The sequence below is a fragment of the Corallococcus praedator genome, assembly GCF_003612125.1.
In the GTDB taxonomy this organism is placed as follows: domain Bacteria; phylum Myxococcota; class Myxococcia; order Myxococcales; family Myxococcaceae; genus Corallococcus; species Corallococcus praedator.
Window position 1 is genome coordinate 1 of sequence record NZ_RAWI01000200.1, and the last position, 17111, is coordinate 17111.

The 17111-nt window shown below is 71.0% G+C and carries 14 protein-coding genes; 9 read left to right on the forward strand and 5 right to left on the reverse strand.

Annotation, left to right across the window (positions count from 1 at the left end; genetic code table 11):
* The 5 genes from D7Y13_RS23805 to D7Y13_RS23825 all read left to right on the forward strand — a co-directional run.
* Positions 1-1696: DUF4129 domain-containing protein (locus D7Y13_RS23805; RefSeq protein ID WP_147452481.1), on the forward strand; the 1696-nt coding region annotated here is incomplete at its 5' end.
* A complete protein-coding gene (locus D7Y13_RS23810; protein WP_120630784.1) occupies positions 1689-2966 on the forward strand; it encodes a DUF4350 domain-containing protein in 1278 nt (425 codons plus the stop codon). The genes D7Y13_RS23805 and D7Y13_RS23810, both read left to right, overlap by 8 nt.
* Positions 2963-3964, forward strand: coding sequence for an AAA family ATPase (locus D7Y13_RS23815; protein ID WP_120630785.1), 1002 nt, complete (start codon positions 2963-2965; stop codon positions 3962-3964). The genes D7Y13_RS23810 and D7Y13_RS23815 overlap by 4 nt, the downstream gene beginning before the upstream one ends.
* Complete coding sequence (locus D7Y13_RS23820; RefSeq protein ID WP_120585396.1) at positions 3961-5268, forward strand: DUF58 domain-containing protein; 1308 nt, start codon at positions 3961-3963, stop codon at positions 5266-5268. The genes D7Y13_RS23815 and D7Y13_RS23820 overlap by 4 nt, the downstream gene beginning before the upstream one ends.
* A gap of 11 nt (positions 5269-5279) precedes the next feature.
* Complete coding sequence (locus D7Y13_RS23825) at positions 5280-5801, forward strand: GNAT family N-acetyltransferase (protein WP_120585395.1); 522 nt, start codon at positions 5280-5282, stop codon at positions 5799-5801.
* Between the two features lie 9 nt (positions 5802-5810).
* On the opposite strand, the gene D7Y13_RS23830 is transcribed toward D7Y13_RS23825, so the two are convergent.
* From D7Y13_RS23830 to D7Y13_RS23840, 3 genes are all read right to left on the reverse strand, one after another.
* Positions 5811-6272 (reverse strand): inorganic diphosphatase, encoded by a 462-nt coding sequence (locus D7Y13_RS23830; protein WP_120536645.1) that lies wholly within the window; start codon positions 6270-6272, stop codon positions 5811-5813.
* Positions 6269-7288 carry a stage II sporulation protein M gene (locus D7Y13_RS23835; RefSeq protein WP_120536644.1) on the reverse strand — a complete coding sequence of 340 codons (1020 nt, stop codon included), beginning with the start codon at positions 7286-7288 and terminating at the stop codon, positions 6269-6271. The genes D7Y13_RS23830 and D7Y13_RS23835 overlap by 4 nt, the downstream gene beginning before the upstream one ends.
* A gap of 109 nt (positions 7289-7397) precedes the next feature.
* Complete coding sequence (locus D7Y13_RS23840; RefSeq protein ID WP_120585394.1) at positions 7398-8963, reverse strand: bifunctional metallophosphatase/5'-nucleotidase; 1566 nt, start codon at positions 8961-8963, stop codon at positions 7398-7400.
* A gap of 138 nt (positions 8964-9101) precedes the next feature.
* Between D7Y13_RS23840 and D7Y13_RS23845 the strand changes: the two genes are divergently transcribed.
* Entirely contained in the window at positions 9102-10487 is a 1386-nt protein-coding gene (locus D7Y13_RS23845) for a hypothetical protein (protein WP_120585393.1), read from the forward strand.
* A gap of 7 nt (positions 10488-10494) precedes the next feature.
* Here D7Y13_RS23845 and D7Y13_RS23850 read toward each other — a convergent pair whose 3' ends face one another.
* Entirely contained in the window at positions 10495-13596 is a 3102-nt protein-coding gene (locus tag D7Y13_RS23850) for a cyclic nucleotide-binding domain-containing protein (protein ID WP_120536641.1), read from the reverse strand.
* Positions 13597-13844: 248 nt separating this feature from the next.
* On the opposite strand from D7Y13_RS23850, the gene D7Y13_RS23855 reads away from it, so the two are divergent.
* Entirely contained in the window at positions 13845-14690 is an 846-nt protein-coding gene (locus tag D7Y13_RS23855; protein WP_120585392.1) for an RDD family protein, read from the forward strand.
* On the opposite strand, the gene D7Y13_RS23860 is transcribed toward D7Y13_RS23855, so the two are convergent.
* Positions 14632-15150 (reverse strand): hypothetical protein, encoded by a 519-nt coding sequence (locus D7Y13_RS23860; protein ID WP_120536639.1) that lies wholly within the window; start codon positions 15148-15150, stop codon positions 14632-14634. The two genes, D7Y13_RS23855 and D7Y13_RS23860, sit on opposite strands and share 59 nt — an antisense overlap.
* 103 nt (positions 15151-15253) lie before the next feature.
* Here D7Y13_RS23860 and D7Y13_RS23865 point away from each other — a divergent pair, with 103 nt between their 5' ends.
* On the forward strand, positions 15254-16315 hold the full coding sequence (locus D7Y13_RS23865) for a tetratricopeptide repeat protein (RefSeq protein WP_199732918.1): 1062 nt from the start codon (positions 15254-15256) through the stop codon (positions 16313-16315).
* 28 nt (positions 16316-16343) lie between these two features.
* On the forward strand, positions 16344-17111 hold a 768-nt coding region (locus D7Y13_RS23870; RefSeq protein ID WP_147452482.1), incomplete at its 3' end, for an FHA domain-containing protein.

The window sequence follows — 17111 nt, forward strand, 5'->3', positions numbered from 1 at the left end:
GCTCTTGAGGGGCGTGGGCCAGGGGGCGGCGTGCCACTACGTGCAGGAGGTGCTGCTGGGCACACAGGCGGAGCCGTCCGTGCGTCCGTCCATGCGGGCGGCGCTGGGGCGGCTGCCCAGCCTGTGCATCGCGGTGGCGTATCTGGCGTTCTTCAACCTCATCACCATGACGCTGTCGCTGGGCATCTCGCTGTTCGTCCTCTCCGCGCAGGGCGTGGGCTACGCGGCCACGATGCAGGGCCGGGGCAGCCCGCTGAAGCTGTACGGCCTGTGCTCGCGGCTCTTGGGGCCCTCCCGGGGCACGGCCACGGGGGTGCGGTGGCTGATGGTCGTGCAGGTGCTGGTGTTCTTCAACCTGCACGTGGGGATCAACTTCCTGCTGTACCTGGCGCGGCACCTGGTGGGCATCGACCTGACGTTCACGGAGCGGTTCGCCTCGCTGGACAACCCGCCGTGGCTGATGTTCCTCGCGGCGACGACGTTCGCGCTCTTCGAGCCGTTGCGCGCGGCGACCGCGACGCTGCTGCTCGTCGACGGGCGCGTGCGGCAGGAGGGGTTGGATCTGCTGGCCGCCGTGCAGCAGCTTCCGGAGCGGAACGCGAAGCGCGGCGCGGTGGGCCCTGGAGACGCGAAGGGGGTCGCCGCCGCGCTGCTCCTGGCCGTGGGCCTGCTCCTCGGGAGCCCCACCCCGGCCGAGGCCGCGCCGGCGAAGAAGCCGGAGACGTCCGAGCGCAAGGCCGTGCGCGCGCGGCTGGAGAAGGTGGCGGAAGCCTGTGAGATGCCCGAGCTGGTGGAGGGCACCGCGCTGAAGGACTTCGACGCGCTGGGCACGGCGGAGGGCGCGAAGCTGGAGCGCTTCGTGCGCCACCTGGAGCAGCAGGCCTACGACGACGATGACTGCGAGTCGGCGGCGGTGACGCTGGAGTCGGGGCTCGCGCAGGTGACGGCCACCGCGGAGGCCCAGGCGCGCGTGGATGCGCGGGCGGCGACGGACCGGGCGCGCTCCATCCTCGCGCGGCCGGAGTTCCAGGACCGGCCGGAGAAGGCACCGAAGGAGCCGAAGGAAGAAGAAGTCCCCGAGGAATCGGGCTGGTGGCGCAGGTTCATCGACTGGCTGGGCCAGTGGCTGGAGGACCTCTTCCGCCGCAAGGATCCGCTGCCGCAGCCGAGGGAGACGGCCCTGCCGCTGAGTGGCGGCGCGGCGGCGAACGTCGTGGTCGTGGCCCTGGTGGCGCTGACGCTGGCGGTGCTGGCCGTGATTGTGGTGAACGTCCTGAAGCGGCGGCGCGGGGAGACAGGCCCGGCGCTGGAAGTGAGCACGGTGGATGCCGCGGCGCTCGCGGGCAATCCGGATCATGCGCTGTCGCGTCCGCCCGAGGGCTGGGCGCACCTGGCCGATGCGCTGGCGGCCCGGGGTGAATACCGCGAGGCGGTGCGCAACCTGTACCTGGCGCTGCTGTCGCGCCTGCACCGCGACGGCGCCATCCTGTACGACGAGACGCTGAGCAACTGGGACTACCTGCGCGCGTTCCGGGGCCGGCCGGAGGTGAAGGCCCCCTTCCGAGAGCTGACGCGCCGCTTCGACTTCGCCTGGTACGGCAACGTGCCCGTGGGCAAGGACGGCTACACGGAGTTCCGCGCCATCACCGCCCCGCTGCTCGCCGCGCCGCCCGCGCAGGAGGCCGCCGGTGCGTGACCGCTTTCCGCTGCTCGTGCTGGGAAGCCTGCTGCTGGCCGGCGTGCTGGGCGCGTTCCTGGTACGCGGCGCCCAGCGCGGTGGGTTCGCGGATCCGCTGTCCACCTTCCGCGCGGATCCGGATGGCGCACGGGCCCTGTTCCTGCTCGCGCAGGAGAGCGGCCTGCCGGTGACGCGGAACATGGCGGACCTGCGCCTCGTGTCCGGACAGGAAGCGCTGGTGCTCTTCGCCGTCGACGTGGAGGGCTCGCACGAGGAGGATCCGGATCAGACGCGGCTCGCCTCGGCCCTGGACGCGGGTGTGAGCGACGAGGAAGCACCGCACCTGGGCTTCAACGCGCTCCGGGCCCAGCAGCTCGACGACGCCGAACTCGAGCGGGTGCTGAAGCACGTGCGCGCGGGCCACTCGCTCGTGTACGTGCCCTGGGGCTCCCGCGAGAACCCGCTGCTGGACGCGCTGGGCGTGAAGCTGGACAAGGCGGACACGTCGCTGCCCATGCGCACGTTGGTGGCGCCGCTGCCCACGCCGTACACGCTGGGCGTGGAGCGCGTGGAGACGAAGGTGCAGGCCTACCTGCGGCTGCCGGAGAACGCCGTCCCCGTCCTGGAGGACGAACGGATGGGCCTGCCGGTGGCGGCGGTGATTCCCCTGGGCGAGGGCCGCGTGCTGGTGGTGGGCGCCCCGGAGCTCGCGATGAACCTGGCGCTCGCGCGGGCGGACAACGCCCAGTTCTGGCTGAGCGCGCTGGGCGCCCTGGGCCCCGGCCCCTACGCCTTCGACGAGTTCCACCACGGCTTCACCAACGAGCGCTCGCTCGTGGACTTCGCGCGCCGCTACGGCCTGCACTTCGCGGTGGCGCAACTGCTCTTCGGCGTCGTGCTGTGGGCGGGCGCCCTGAAGCGCTTCGGCCGGCCGCTGCCGCCCCCGGAGGCCATGCGCGTGGGCGCCACGGATGCCCTGTTCGCCATGAGCCGGCTCTATCGCGAGGGCCGCCACCACGCCTTCGCCGCGGGGCTCATCTCCCGGGGCCTCACGCAGCAACTGGCGCCGCTCGCGGGCCTGCCCTCCCATTCCACCGTCGCCGCCGTCGCCGAAGGTCTGCGCGCGCGGGGACGCCAGGACCTGGCGGACGGGCTCGTCGACGTGGCCCGCCAGTCCGACGCCGTGCAGAAGGACGCCGACCTGCAGGCCCTCGCCACTTCCGCCGCGCACCTGCGCGAGCGCATCCACCCCGCCGGCACTGGCCGGCCCCGACCCGGAACCCCATGAACGCCCCGCCCTTCTCCCCTCCTCCCGCCCCGGACGGCGGCCATGCCGTGCGGGCCGCCAACGCCATCCGCGAGGGCGTCCTCCACGAGGTGCGCAAGGCCGTGGTCGGACAGGACGAACCGCTGGAGCTGATGCTCTGCGGGCTCGTCGCCGGAGGCCACATCCTGCTGGAGGGCGTGCCCGGCGTGGCGAAGACGCTGATGGCCAAGGCGCTGTCGCGCAGCGTGGGCGCGGAGTTCAAGCGCATCCAGTTCACGCCGGACCTGATGCCCGCGGACATCCTGGGCACCAGCGTCTTCGACCTGAAGACGCAGAGCTTCGTCCTGGCGCGCGGGCCCATCTTCACGGACCTGCTGCTGGCGGACGAAATCAACCGCGCCCCGGCCAAGACACAGTCCGCGCTGCTGGAGGCGATGCAGGAGCGCGCCGTGTCGCTGGAGGGCCGCAACATGCTGCTCTCCCCCATGTTCACGGTGTTCGCCACGCAGAACCCGGTGGAGTCCGAAGGCACGTACCCGCTGCCCGAGGCGCAGTTGGATCGCTTCCTCCTCAAAATCGACGTGGGCTACCCCGCGCCGGAGGAAGAGGACGCCATCCTCGACGCCGTGCACCGGGGCTTCGACTCAGGTGACCTGTCGCGCGCGGGCGTGAACGCGGCGGTGACGAAGGACGGCCTGCTCCAGGCGCGAGCAGCGCTCAGCGAAGTGAACGTGGAGCCGCCGGTGCTGGGCTACATCCGCAAGCTGGTGTCCGCGACGCGTGCCTCGCCCAACATCCGCCTGGGCGCGGGGCCGCGAGCGGGCGTGCACCTGCTGCTCGCGTCCAAGGCGCTGGCGGCGCTCCGGGGCCGCGACTTCGTCACGCCGGACGACGTGCGCTTCCTCGCGGGCCCGGTGCTGCGCCACCGCCTGCTCCTGTCGCCGGACGCGGAGCTGGACGGGGCCACGCCCGCGGACGTGCTGCGTGAGGTGGTCCAGGGCGTCGAGGTCCCCCGGTGATTCCCTCCGAGCGCCTGTGGGGGCTCCTGGCCCTGCTCGCGCTGCCCATGGCGTTGGCGGGCTTCTTCCCGGGCCTGGGCGGCGCGGTGCTGGCGCTGGACGCCCTGGCCCTGGCCCTGGCCGCGTTCGACTACCTCCTGGCCCGCCGCGTGAGGCTGGAGGTGCACCGCACGCTGCCAGAGCGCCTCAACGTCGGCGTGGCCAACCGCGTGGAAGTGCGCCTCGTGCAACGGGGCCGGGGCACCGTGCAGGTGCGCGTGAAGGATGACGCCCCGTCGGACTTCACCACCGAGCCCGACGAAGCCACGCTGCGCCTCACGCCGGACAGCCAGACGCAGTGGGTGTACCGGGCCACGCCGGTGAAGCGCGGCAAGTTCGCGTTCGGGAACGTGCACGTCCGGGTGAAGGGCCCGCTGGGGCTGATGTCACAGGAGCGCACCTTCGTCGCCGCGCGCTCGGTGTCGGTGTACCCGGACCTGCGCGGGGCGCGGCGGCTGCTGTTGTCGGGCGCGGCGTTGGACCTGGTGAACCTGGGCCTGCGGCAGCTGCGGCGCGACGGACGGGGCAGCGAGTTCGCGCGCCTGCGCGACTACGCCCAGGGCGACAGCGTGCGCGACGTGGACTGGAAGGCCACCGCGCGCCGGGGCCGTCCGGTGACGCGCGTGCTGGAGTCAGAACGTTCCCAGGCGCTGCTCATCTGCGTGGACGCGGGCCGCTCCATGGCGGCGCAGGTGGACGGGCTCACGAAGCTGGACCACGCGGTGAACGCGGCGCTCTTCCTCGCCTTCGTGGCCATCCGCAACGGGGACCGCGTGGGCCTGGCGCTCTTCGCGGACGGCGTGAAGGCGTACCTGCCTCCCGCGGCGGGCCGGGGCCAGTACCGCAAGCTGGTGGACACGCTGTACTCCGCGACGCCCAGCCTCACGTACGTGGACTACCTGGCGCTCTTCAAGGAGCTGAATGTCCGCCTGAACCGGCGCAGCCTCCTGTGCGTCTTCACCGACTTCCTCGACGAGGAGCAGGCCAACACGCTGGTCGCGCCCCTGCACCGGCTGGCGCGCCGCCATGTCCCGCTGTGCCTGTCGGTGAAGGACACGGCGCTGCAGAAGCTGCTGCGCACACCGCCCACCGGCCCCGAGCAGGCCTTCCAGCACGCCGTGGCGTCGGAGCTGCTGTCGGACCGCGAAGTGCTCAAGGCCCGCGTGAGCCGGGGCGGCGTGCAGATGCTGGACGTGGCCCCGGACGAGCTGAGCCTCGCGGCGGTGAACCGCTATCTCGACATCAAGGCGCGCGGCGTCCTGTAGCGGAGGGCCCCATGGACTTCACCTTCCAGGCAGGGGACCTCACGGCGGAGCAGATTCCCGACGCGGAGACGGAAGCCCTGCAGCCGCTGCTCGAGCGCTGCGAGGACTTCCACCAGCTCTCCTACGGTCGCCCTGCCCTGGTGGATCAGGCCCGGCGCATCCCCGCTGAACGGCCCCCAAACCTCACACCCGGACAGGGACACCTGTTCGCGTTGAAGACGGCGGCAGGCGACGTCGTGGGACTCCTCGAAGCGCTGCGCGACTTCCCGGCGCCGGGCGAGTGGTACCTGGGCATCCTGCTCCTCGCGCCGGAAGTGCGAGGCCAGGGTCGGGGGGAGGGCGTGGCCCGTGCCTACGAAGGGCACGTGCGCGCCCAGGGTGGAAGGCTGCTGCGGCTCGCGGTGCTGGAGCAGAACGAGGCCGCGCACCGCTTCTGGACGCGGATGGGCTTCCAGCCGGAGAAGTGGGTGGGACCGCTGGAGCAGGGCCTGAAGCAGAACCGGCTGCTGCGGATGACCAAGGCGCTGGGCTGAAAAACCGCGTCAGGACTCCGGACCTTCGCGCAGCCACCCCACGAAGCGCGTGTCGGGCACGGCGCCGCGCACGCGGTGCAGCCCGCGCTTGAACAGCGCGTAGACGTGGAAGAAGCGCTCCAGGCCCGCGCGCTCGGACGCCGTCATCGGGTGCGCGCCGCACACCACCTTCGGGTCGCCCTTCCCCGCGTCGATGAAGCCCAGCACGGCCACCACGGGCACGCGCACGCGCTGCCCCTGCGACAGGCGTGGCCCCAGCACCACCGCGTCCAGCGGGTCGCCGTCATCCGACAGCAGGCCCGGGATGGAGCCGTAGTTGTACGGACACGGCAGCGGCGACACGAAGTCCACCGTCCCGTCCGCGCGCCGCTTCACCATGGAGAAGCGGGGGCACTCGATGAGCACCTCCGGCTCACGCGGCAGTGGCGGCACGGACAGGTCCGGCACGGAAGCAGCGCGCCCCACGCTCATCCCGCGGTCTCCACCGGGTCATGGGCCCGCGCCCCGCGCCGTCGGCCGCGCATCCAGTCCGACAGCAGGTACGCGTAGACGCCCGCGCCCACGGTGAGCGCGAAGGAGATCTTGAAGGCCACCGACAGCTTCGGCGGGTGGATCTGCGACACGGTGCCTTCGATGAAGCCCGCGAGCACGAACAGCACGAGCGTGCCGAACAGCAGCTTCACCGCCGTCACCGCCTCCTTGCGCAGGGCCTGCCCTCGCGTCAGGCCCCCCGGCGCCACCATGCCGCGCGCGATGACGAGCCCCGCCGCGCCCGCGATGCAGATGGCGGACAGCTCCGGGATGCCGTGCGGGAGGATCCACGCCCAGAACCACCCCGTCATCCCCTTGGCCGCGTACACCTGCGCCAGCGCCCCCAGGAACAGGCCGTTGACGAACAGCATCACCGCCGTGCCCAGCCCCAGCGTGATGCCCAGCGCGAACGCCAGGAAGGCCACCTGGATGTTGTGCGTGAAGAGGAACGTGGAGAACTGCGCCTGATCCTCCACGGACATGCCCTTGCCGGCGGCTTCATCGGCGGCGCGCTTCACCGGGTCCATGTTCAGGTGCTGCTCGGGCACCAGGTAGTGCGCCGCGTCCGGATCCACCACCATGCCCACGTAGCCGAAGCCCGCGCCCGCCGCCATCAGCAGCACCGACGCCAGGTACATGCGCCACTCGCGGTGCATCAGCGCCGGGAAGCCGCGCGACACGAACGCCCACACGTCCGCGAAGCGCGGCCGGGAGCCCGGATACGTCAGCGCGTACGCCCGGCCCACCAGGTCGTTGAGGTACGCGCTCACGTCCGCGGAGCCGCTGCGCGCGCGCACCCACAACAGGTCGCTGGAGACGGCGCGGTACAGCTTCCCCAGCGACCGCGCCTCCTCCAGGCTCAGCTTGCGCAGCCCGTCCGATTCGGACTTGTCCAGCAGCGACTCCAGTTGCTGCCAGCGGGGGCGCCGCGTCTCGATGAACTCCGCCATCTCCATGGCGCCACACTCTAGCCGAGCCCCGAAAACAGCGAGGCGCCGGTCGCCCTCCCCTGTGACAGGGAGGCGCCGGCGCCCCGTGACTTCCGGAAGCGGAAGGCTCCTTGCGCTACTTGATGAGCTTCTCCAGCGGCTTCGCCTCGGTGGAGGACTGGGCCTGGGTCCACTCGACGACGGGCGTCTGCCACGCCATGCCCGTCTCGGCCGGGTTGGCATCCAGCTTCTCGAAGCCGAAGCCGTCACCGCCGAAGTACAGGTACTCCACGGTGGCCACCGTGTACTCCTTCTTCGGGTCCAGGGCCTTGCCCTTGGCGTCCTTGAACTTGCCCTTGCCCGCCGGGGTGAGGCCCGCCACGAGCGCGGTGGGGTTCTCCGCCTGCTTGGCCAGGTCCTCGCCCGTGAGCTTCACGGTGAGCAGCGAGTTCTCGAACGGCATCACCGAGTACACGCTGCCCAGCGTCACGTCACCCGCCGGCAGACCGCCGCGCAGGCCGCCCTTGTTGAGGATGGCCACGTCGGTGTTGAGCTGCGTGCGCACCGCGCCCGCCACCCACTTCGCCATCAGCGGCGAGTCCTGGGGGATGCCCGCCTTGGTGAAGCCGATCTTCCGGCCCAGGGCCTCGTCCACCTTCGTCTGCCACTCGGCGATGCGCTTCGCCGTCTCCGCGTCCGGCGTGCCGCCCGTGACGTTGACGACCTGGGTCTCCACGCCGGTCAGCTTCTGGCCCGCGCCCTTCGCCGGGTCGAACTTGAAGTGCGCGCGCAGGTACGAATCAAAGCCGCGGCCCAGCGACACGTACGTCGTGTCACCTTCCGTCTTGGGCGCCGTCGCTTCCGCGCAGCGGCCACCGGCGACGAGCGACACCTTCCAGTCGGGGTGCTTCGCGAGCACGGGCTGCAGGTCGGTGGGGCACTGGTCCGCCACCACGACGATGACGTCCGCGCCCGCCTTGCGCGCCTCGGGGATCGCGGTGTTGAGCGCGTCCTCGGAGGGGGTGACCTCCAGGCCCTCCGCGCGGCCGGACATCACGGTGCCCACCGTCTTCTGCGACGTGAGGCCCACCACGCCAATCTTCAGGCCGCGTCGGTCGAAGACCTGGAACGCGGGCATGGACAGGTCCTTCGCCAGCGACGCGTCCGTCACCTTCAGGTTCGCCGCCAGGAAGGGAAAGCCCCCCGCCGCGCGGTTCTTCAGGAAGGAGTCCTTGGCGTACGACAGCTCGTGGTTGCCCAGCGCGGAGGCCGCATAGCCCATGTGCCCCATCACCTCGGCCGTCGGAGCGCCCAGGAAGAAGGAGGAGATGGCCGGGCCCGTCCACAGGTCGCCCGTCGTCAGGGCGAGCGTGCCGGCATCCGGACAGGTCGCCTGGCCGTCCTTCAGCGGACCGGCACAGTGCTTTTCATCCTTCACCCAGCGGCCCATCAGCTCCGCGGCGCCACCCTTGCCGTCGGCGGGCAGGAGCTGTCCACGGGTGCTGCCGGTGACGAGCACCGTCACTTCGGACGGCACCGCGGGCTTCGCGGGCGCCTCCGGAGGAGGCGTGGCCGGGGCAGGAGGGGGAGTCTTCTCACAGCCCGCAAGGGCTCCCAAGGCGAGGACCAGCGCGCCGGACGACAGCCGGAGCTGGCGGGTAGGACGACGGAAGGGACGCAGCGAGAGAAGGTTCGGGTTCACGGCCCGGCCTTTAGCACATCCCTGGCGTGGTAGCGTGATGCAATGACGGGCATGAAAGGCAAGGATTTCAAGCCTTTACGAGAGGAAACGGACGGCGGCTCTGCGTCCGGTCCAGGCGCTTCGCCGCTGCGGGACGGGGTGAGGAACTGGTGGAACGAGGCGCGCGGTGGCGCCGAGCACTTCCAGGCGGTGCGGGGCGCGCTGCCGGAAGGTCGCATCCGCCAGTTCTTCTATGGCGCGAGCCTGCCCTTCCACATCGCGAGGACGACGCTGGCGGATGCCCCGACGCGCGCGCGCTACCTGCGGGTGACCTGCCTCCAGACGGCGTTCCTCGTGGCCCTCACCGGCCTCTGGGCGGCGAACAACTTCCAGGAGGAGACGGCGGCGAAGGCGAAGCGCGCCGAGCAGGTCTCCCGCGCGCTGAGCCCGGAGGCCGAGGCGCGCCTCGAACAGCGGGCCCGGGAGCTGGAGGCGGCGCTCGGCGCGAAGGGCCCCCAGGGTACGGCGTCGGGGGATACGCCTTCCGTGAGCGACGCGGTGAGCGCGCTCGTCGAGGAGGCCGTCAACGCCGCGAAGGAAGACGGCGTGGCGCCGGACGAAGCCGCGAGCGCCGCCGGGGATGCAGCGGAGGAGGCCGCCGAGGCCGCGAAGGCCAGCGACGAGGAGGAGGACGGTGAAGCCCTGGGCCAACAGGTCTCCGCCACGGTCCGCGCCGCCATCCAGCAGGCGATCCGGGGTGCTCCCCAGGCTCCAAAGGAGAAGGGCCCCGCCATCCAGAAGGAGCCCCAGAAGAAGGGGTTCAACATCGACAAGCCCGAGCTGCGCCAGGGCGTCTTCTTCCTGGGCAGCTGGGAGTTCTGGGTGCTGTTCTTCACGTCGTTGAGCGCGGTGCAGTGGTTGGTCGTCGCCCTGTCGCGCGACTTCCACACGGTCATGTCCCGCGAGGCGAGTCTGGCCACCGGCATCGCGCCCGAGGATCCGGAGATCGCCCCGCGCGTGCGCCTCAACATCCCGTGGATCAAGGCCAAGCTGCGGCGCCGGTGGAGGGCCTTCGTGCTCTTCGCGCTGGGCTTCCCCGCCGTGGCGCTCATCACCGCGCCCGTGTGCTGGAGCGATGTGCTTTTCACCACGCTCAGCACCGCCTGGGGCTTCTGGTGGCTCGTCGTCTTCACCGCCGCCAAGAGCGACCGCGCCTGGGTGTCGCCCGTCTCCCGCCCGCCCTGGTTCCTTCGCGGCTGGGCCGCGCTGGCCCGGGTGCTGCCGTTCCTGCGCTGGGGGCCCTTCCGCTGGTACGAAGGCCTGTTGACGCGCCGTTCAGCGGACGTCGCCTCCCCCATCGCGAGCGTGGAGCGTCAGCCCTGGGCCTTCTCAGGCCTTGCGTTGTCGCGCTTCGTGGGCAGCCTCCCGCCCTTCCGCTGCTTCACGCGGCCGTTCATGTCGGTGGCCGCGGCCCACCTGCACAGCCTGGATCCCCAGCAGCCATCGAAGAACGCCGCGCCGCCCGCTCACGACGTGGGGGACTGACGCCGCGTCACGCGTCCGAGGGCGCGTTGCCCTCGGGCGGCAGTCCGCCAATGCCCTCCAGCGGCACGGGCGGCTGCTGCGCGACGCCCAGCTCCAGCCGCTGTCCCGTCTCCCGCCGCGCGGGCAGGTCGATGACGCTCTGGAGCTGCTGGCTCACGGAGCGGAAGAAGCCGGTGAGCAGCTCCGGCCGGTCCGCCAGCAGGTCCAGGAAGTCGCGCCGGTCGATGACGAGCACGCGCGAGTCCACCGCCGCCACCATGTCCGTGGGACGGGGCGCGCCATCCAGCAGGCTCACCTCGCCGATGGCCTCCTTCGCCTGGAAGCGCAACACGTGCTCGCCGTTGCGGAACGCGTCCACCGCGCCCTCGACGATGACGTAGAGCGCGTCGCCCGGGTCGCCCTGGCTGTAGAGGCGCTCGCCCGTGCGGTACATGGCCTCGCGAGCCACCTCCGCGATGGCGGCGATGTCATCCACGTCGCTCTGCGAGAAGACGCTCACGCCTTCCAGCGCGAACATCCGTTGGACGATCTTGTCGCTCAATTCACCCTCCTGCGGGAGCACGTCCAGGCCATTCACCCGCGCCACGTGGCGGGCACACGCGCGCAGCACCACGTCCTCGCTCTGCACCAGCCCCGCCAGCCGCCGCCACAGCCGGCCCGGCGCTCCGGGAGGCAGCTCGCGGTGGTGGGCCTCCACCTGCTCCATCACCAGCTCGCGCTCCTCCACCGCCACCAGGTTCTCCAGCAGCTCCAGCGCGTACGCGCGGCGCCGGGAGTCGGAGCCCACCAGGTGCTGGTGGATCCGCCGCATCGCCTGGGGCGGGTGCAAGAGGCCCAGCAGGAAGAACGACAGCTCCAGCGCCTGATCCAACCGGTCGCCCACCGCGCGGGTGAGCAGCGACTGCGGCCCCAGCGCCGCCTGCACGTCGCGGAAGGCCCCCACCAGCTGGCGGTACGTGTCGCGGCGGCGGCCCAGCGCCTCGTGGATCCGGTCCACGTCCACCGGGTGGTCCGGCTGCTCCTCGCGGAGCCGCGACAGCTGCGCGCCGATGCGGAAGTGCAGTCCCGCGTCGTCGCGCACGTTGGAGAAGAGCAGCGCGTTCAACGCCGCGGACGTCCCGATGCCGCGCAGCACGCGGGGCAGTTGCATCCGCATGGCCAGCGGCGCGGCCTTGTTGTTGAGCTGCAACTCCAACAGCGGCGTCACCGCGTCGCCCAACTGCACCAGCGACTCACGCGCGCCCGGACGCTCCTCGCGCCAGGTGAGGAACGGCAGGAGGCGCGGCGCCAGCTCCACGTAGCCGCCCTGCCCCACCGCCACCAGCGCCACGCGCCGCACGGAGATGTCCATGTCCTCCAGGTAGAGCGACAGCGGCCCCGCGAAGCGCGGATCCTTCAGCCGCCCCAGCAGCCGCGCCACCTCGCGCCGCTCCGCCACCGGGGCATGGTCCCCCTTCGACAGCAGCTCGCGCAGCGACTCCAGCGCCGCGGAGTTCACCTGCGTGCGCATCAGCGCGCCAATGGCCGCGCACCGGAGGCCCACGTCGGAGCTCGTCAGGAGCGGCGGCAACAGCCGCTCCGCGCGCTCCGGCGACAGGCGCGCCAGGGCCCACACGGCCTGGTCGCGGGGACGCCGGGGCCCCTCCTCCACCAACCGCTCCAGCATGGGCGCCAGCTCGCGCGCCTCCAGGCTCAGCGCCAGCGTCACGCCGCGCTCCTGCACGCGCTCGTGGGGGTGGGCCAGGAGCGCGGCCAGGTGCTGGCGCAGCGGCGCCTCCGCCTGCTCCAGCATGTCCACCGCGCGCAGCACCCGCTCCGGCGTGGGCGCGCCCAGCGCCTCCACCAGCAGCTTCTGCGAATCGACGCCCAGCTCGACCTCTTCCTCTTCGTGCGCGCCCACCTGCTCGCCCAGCGCCGTGAGGTACGCGGGCTTGAGGCGCACGAGCAGCAGGCCCAGCGCGGCGCACAGCGCCACCACCGCCACCGCCATGGTGATGCCGTTGGCCCCGCGCCCCGCGCCGATGAGCATCACGCCCGCCAGCACCACGCCGCCCTTGCGCAACAGGCCATCCACCGCGCTGCGCAGACCCTCGCGCTGCTCGTCCGGCACCGCCGCGTAGAGCAACTGGATGCCCACCGGAAGGATGGAGTAGCTCACCGCCGTCTCCACCAGCCGCAGCAGGTGCACCGGCCACAACTGCCCCGTCGCCAGCGTCGCACCCGCCAGCGGCGCGAGCACCACCGGCACCAGCGCCAGGTACATCAGCAGGCCCATGCGCTTGAGCAGCCGCTCCGCCACCAGCAACTGGAAGGCCACGCAGAACAGGCCAATCCACAGCTGCAACGAACCGAAGAGCGCCGCCAGTCCGTCCTCGCTGAGCGTGCCCTCCACGCGCAGGCGGAACAGGTAGTCCACGAAGGACGACAGCACCGCGAACGCGATGCCCAGCGCCGCGAGCACCTGCGCGTACGGACTCTCGCCCAGGTAGCGCCACGCGGGGAACCACGCCTGCAGCGAACGCGTGCGCTGGGGCGGCGCGGGCTCCGTCTGGTGGAGGTGGTGGAAGATGGCCCCCGCGGCCAGGAGGCTCACCGCGCCGCTGACCACGACCACGGGCGTGCCAAACCGCACCGCGAACGCCTGCACCAACAGGCCGCCCGCGATGCCACCGCCCATGCCGAAGCCGTTGAGCACCGTGAACGCCCGGCGCGCCTCGCGCGCGTCGAACGCGGACGCCATGCGGCCCCAGAAGCGGAACGACACGAACGTGCTGAAGCAGTCCGCGAACAGGTACAGCGCCAGCGCCGGCATGCGCTGCCCCGCTGACAGCGCCGCAGCCAACCCCAGCGCCAGCACGCCGCCCACGCCGGTGAGGATGCCCGGAGACTCCGTGGGCGCGTCGGGCCGGCCCCGGGGCAGCAGCGTGAGCGTCGCCGTCATCAGCGCACCCAGCAGATACAGGTAGGGCAGCGCCTGCGACTCGAAGCGCGACAGCACCAGCGCGTTCGCGGCCGTCTTGAGCTGCGTCACCCCGGCGATGAGCGCGAACTGGAAGGCGCCCGCTGGCAGCACGCGGCGGTTCCAGGATGAGGTTTCGGAAGAGGCCACGGGCGCGGGAATGCGGACAGGATAGCGTGGGAGCCCGCTATTCACGAATAACACCCTTGTGGCCCACCCCGCACCTGTCCCCCGGAGGGACGCGGATGCTCGCCCGTCTGCCCCTCCCCCAAGGCGCACACGCAGCTCCGAGAAAGCACCGAGGCGCCTGCGAAGACGCTCCGGAATCCTTGCGGCCCCCACGGAATCCTTCCGCGAACGTCCCGGGAACGGGGGCCGGGTGGCATACACTGCGCTTCGTGACGCCCGCCCCCGACACCCTGCTCGACGGCACCCACACGGTGCTGACCCCGGAGTACGTGGAGTTCCGCTTCACGCTCGCGGGCGTGTACTCGCGCTTCCTCGCGTGGCTGGTGGACGCGGTCATCGTGGGGATTGCCACCACGGTGGTGCTGCTGGTGTTCCAGGTCGCGATGGCCGCGTTCCCGGGGTTCGCCAGCGCGCTGGGCATCGTCATCTACTTCCTGGTGGACTGGGGGTACGGCATCACGCTGGAGACCGCCTGGGCCGGGCAGACGGTGGGCAAGCGCGCCCTGTCCCTGCGGGTCATCCAGGAGAGCGGCGTGCGCATCGGCTTCTACCACGCGGCGCTGCGCAACCTGGCGCGCGTCGTGGACCGGCTGCCGTTGCTCTACCTGGTGGGCGGCACCACCGCGCTCGTCTCGCGCTCGCACCAGCGGCTGGGAGATTTGCTCGCCGGCACCATCGTCGTGCGCGAGCGCCGCCTCAAGGTGCCCTCCGCGCTGGAGACCCGGGGCGACGAGGGGCTCCTGGCGGATCCGCTGTTCGTCTCCCGCGTGAAGCGGCTGTCCACCGAGGAGCGGGAGCTGGTGCTGTCCGCGGCCCTGCGGCGCGAGGAGCTGCGGATGGAGGCCCGGCTGCGGCTGTTCTCCGCGCTGGGCGCCCGGCTCCAGGACTCGCTCGCGATGGAGAAGCCCGCCCACCTCTCGGACGAGAAGTGGACGCTGCTCGTCGCCGCCACGCTGCTGCCCGCCCCGAACTCGCGTCCGGGACGTCCGTCCGCGCCTAGAAGTACGCCGCCACGCCCACCGAACCGGTCAGCGACGTCTGCGTATCCTCGTTGAGGGCGATGTAGAAGTTGTACTGCGCGCGCACGCCCAGGCTCACCGAGTCCGTCACGAAGTAGTCCAGCCCCACGTTGGGCCCGATGCCCACGAAGTTGCTGACGCTCTCCTTGAAGACGATGAGGTAGCTCACGTCCGTGCCGATGTAGGGACGCAGCGTCTCCTCCAGCAGCAGGTAGCGGATGCCGATGGACGGGGCCAGGCCCACCACGCGCTTCTCCGGGGTGGCGAAGGTGTCCTTCGGGAACATCAGCTTCGACAGGGAGACGACCTCGAAGCCGTTCTCCACGTAGAGGCTGCCCTCCAGGCCCAGGAAGGGCGTGCCCGCGAGTCCCGCGGTGCGTTTGAAGTCCATGTAGCCCACGGAGAGTCCCAGGCTCCGGTTGGAGAACTGGGCGTGGGCGGGGGTCGCGCCCAGGAGGGCGGCAAGCAAGCCAAAGGCACAAAGGTAGGTCCGCATGGCGCGGCACTCTACAGCCGGCCTAACCCCTGGAAAACAGCGCTGATTCACCGGCAGGCCGCCGTTGCCTCACGGGGTGGCGCTCTCCTACACTCGGCCGGCCATGCGTCTTCGCCGCCTTGTCCTTACGCTGACCGCCGCCGCCTCCCTGACCACCACCGCGTGCCTCAACACGCCGCCGCCGCACGAACGGGCGCTCATCAACAATGAGCTGTGCGCGCAGGAGATGGCCAACGGGGATCTCCAGAAGGCGGAGACCTACTGCAACCTGGGCCTGGAGTTCTCCCCCCAGTACGCGGACCTCTGGGCCAACAAGGGCCTCATCGCCATGTATTCGGGCAACAAGCCCAAGGCGAAGGAGTTCTTCATCAAGGCCCTGCGCTACAACCAGGAGCACCTGCAGGCCTACCAGAACCTGGGCGTCCTCTACCTGGAGGAAGGCGCCTACGGAAAGGCCCACGACAACTTCAAGCGCGCCCTGCAGGTGAACCCGGACAACCTGGAGTCGCGCTACGACCTGGGCCTCACCAACATGAAGATGGGCAAGGTGAAGGAGGCCCGCAAGGAGTTCAACACCCTGCTCGCCGTCAACCCCAACGTCTCCAACGCCCACCACAACCTGGGCATCATGGCCTACGAGGAGAAGGACCTGGAGACGGCCTTCGAGCACATCTCCCAGGCCGCCCAGCTCACCCCGGACTCCTCGGAGGTGTGGCACGACCTGGGCACGGTGCTGATGGAGCAGAGCCGCTTCGCGGAGGCCCGCGAGGCCTTCGGCAACTGTGCCCGCCTGGATGAGAAGAACTCCAGCTGCCTGAACAACCTGGCCCTCGCCCAGCGCAAGGTGGCGCTGACGGACTCGGCGCTCAAGGAGCTCAAGGACACGCAGACGGCGGAGAACAGCGCCCCGGCGCTCTACCTGCTCGCGCGCCAGTACCGCGAGAAGGGCCTGCTGACGGAGGAGGAAGGCGCCTACCGCAAGTGCGTGAAGCTGGACGCCAAGTTCGCGCCCTGCCACTTCGGCCTGTTTCAAATCTTCTCGGACGCGCACAAGCAGACCCACGCCGAGGCCGCCTGCAAGAACTTCATGAAGTTTGGTACCTCCGAGGAATTCCCCACCGAGTATCAGACGTGTGAGAGATTCCTGGCCAACGACTCATTCTAGCCGTCCCTCCGGGTAGCGACTCCACGCGATGAGCGTCCGTCTGACCGTCACGCAGCGCAGTGAAGCTGGAGGCGCCTCTGGAAAAGAGGTCGTCCTCGACGATGCGATCATCACCCTGGGCCGGGACAAGACCTGCCAGGTGATGCTTCCCCAGCAGGCCGTGTCGCGCAACCACGCGCGCATCACCCAGGAAGGCACGCTCTACTTCCTGGAGGACCTGGGCAGCGCCTACGGCACGAAGGTCAATGGCAAGCCCCTGCCCCAGGGGGAGAAGGAGCTGCTGCGCAACGGCGACATCATCGCCATCGCGCAGTACGACGTCCGCTTCGACAAGGTCGTCGAGATCGCCCAGGACGTGAGCGACAAGACGTCCTTCATCGCGCGCGGCATGGTGAAGGACGTGATGCGCGGGCTCGCCGGCGGCGAGGAGCGCTTCCTGCGCTACATGAACGGCCCCAAGGAAGGCCAGCGCATCGAAATCTCCGACGCCCAGGAGCACGTCTTCGGCCGCGACGAGAAGGAAGCCGACGTCATCCTCAAGGATGACCTCGTCTCGCGAAGGCACGCCAAGATTCGCCGCGACTGGTCCGGCACGCACGTGGAGGACCTGGGCAGCCGCAACGGCATCAAGGTCAACAAGAAGCGCGTCAACCGCAAGGCCCTCAAGGACGGCGACGAGGTGGAGATTGGCGCCACGCGCTTCGTCTACGTGGACCCCGCCGAGCCGCCCGACGAGCCGGTGAGCATCTCCAGCGAGGTGAGCCCCGTCAGCGCCCCGGCGCCCTCGCCGCCGCGC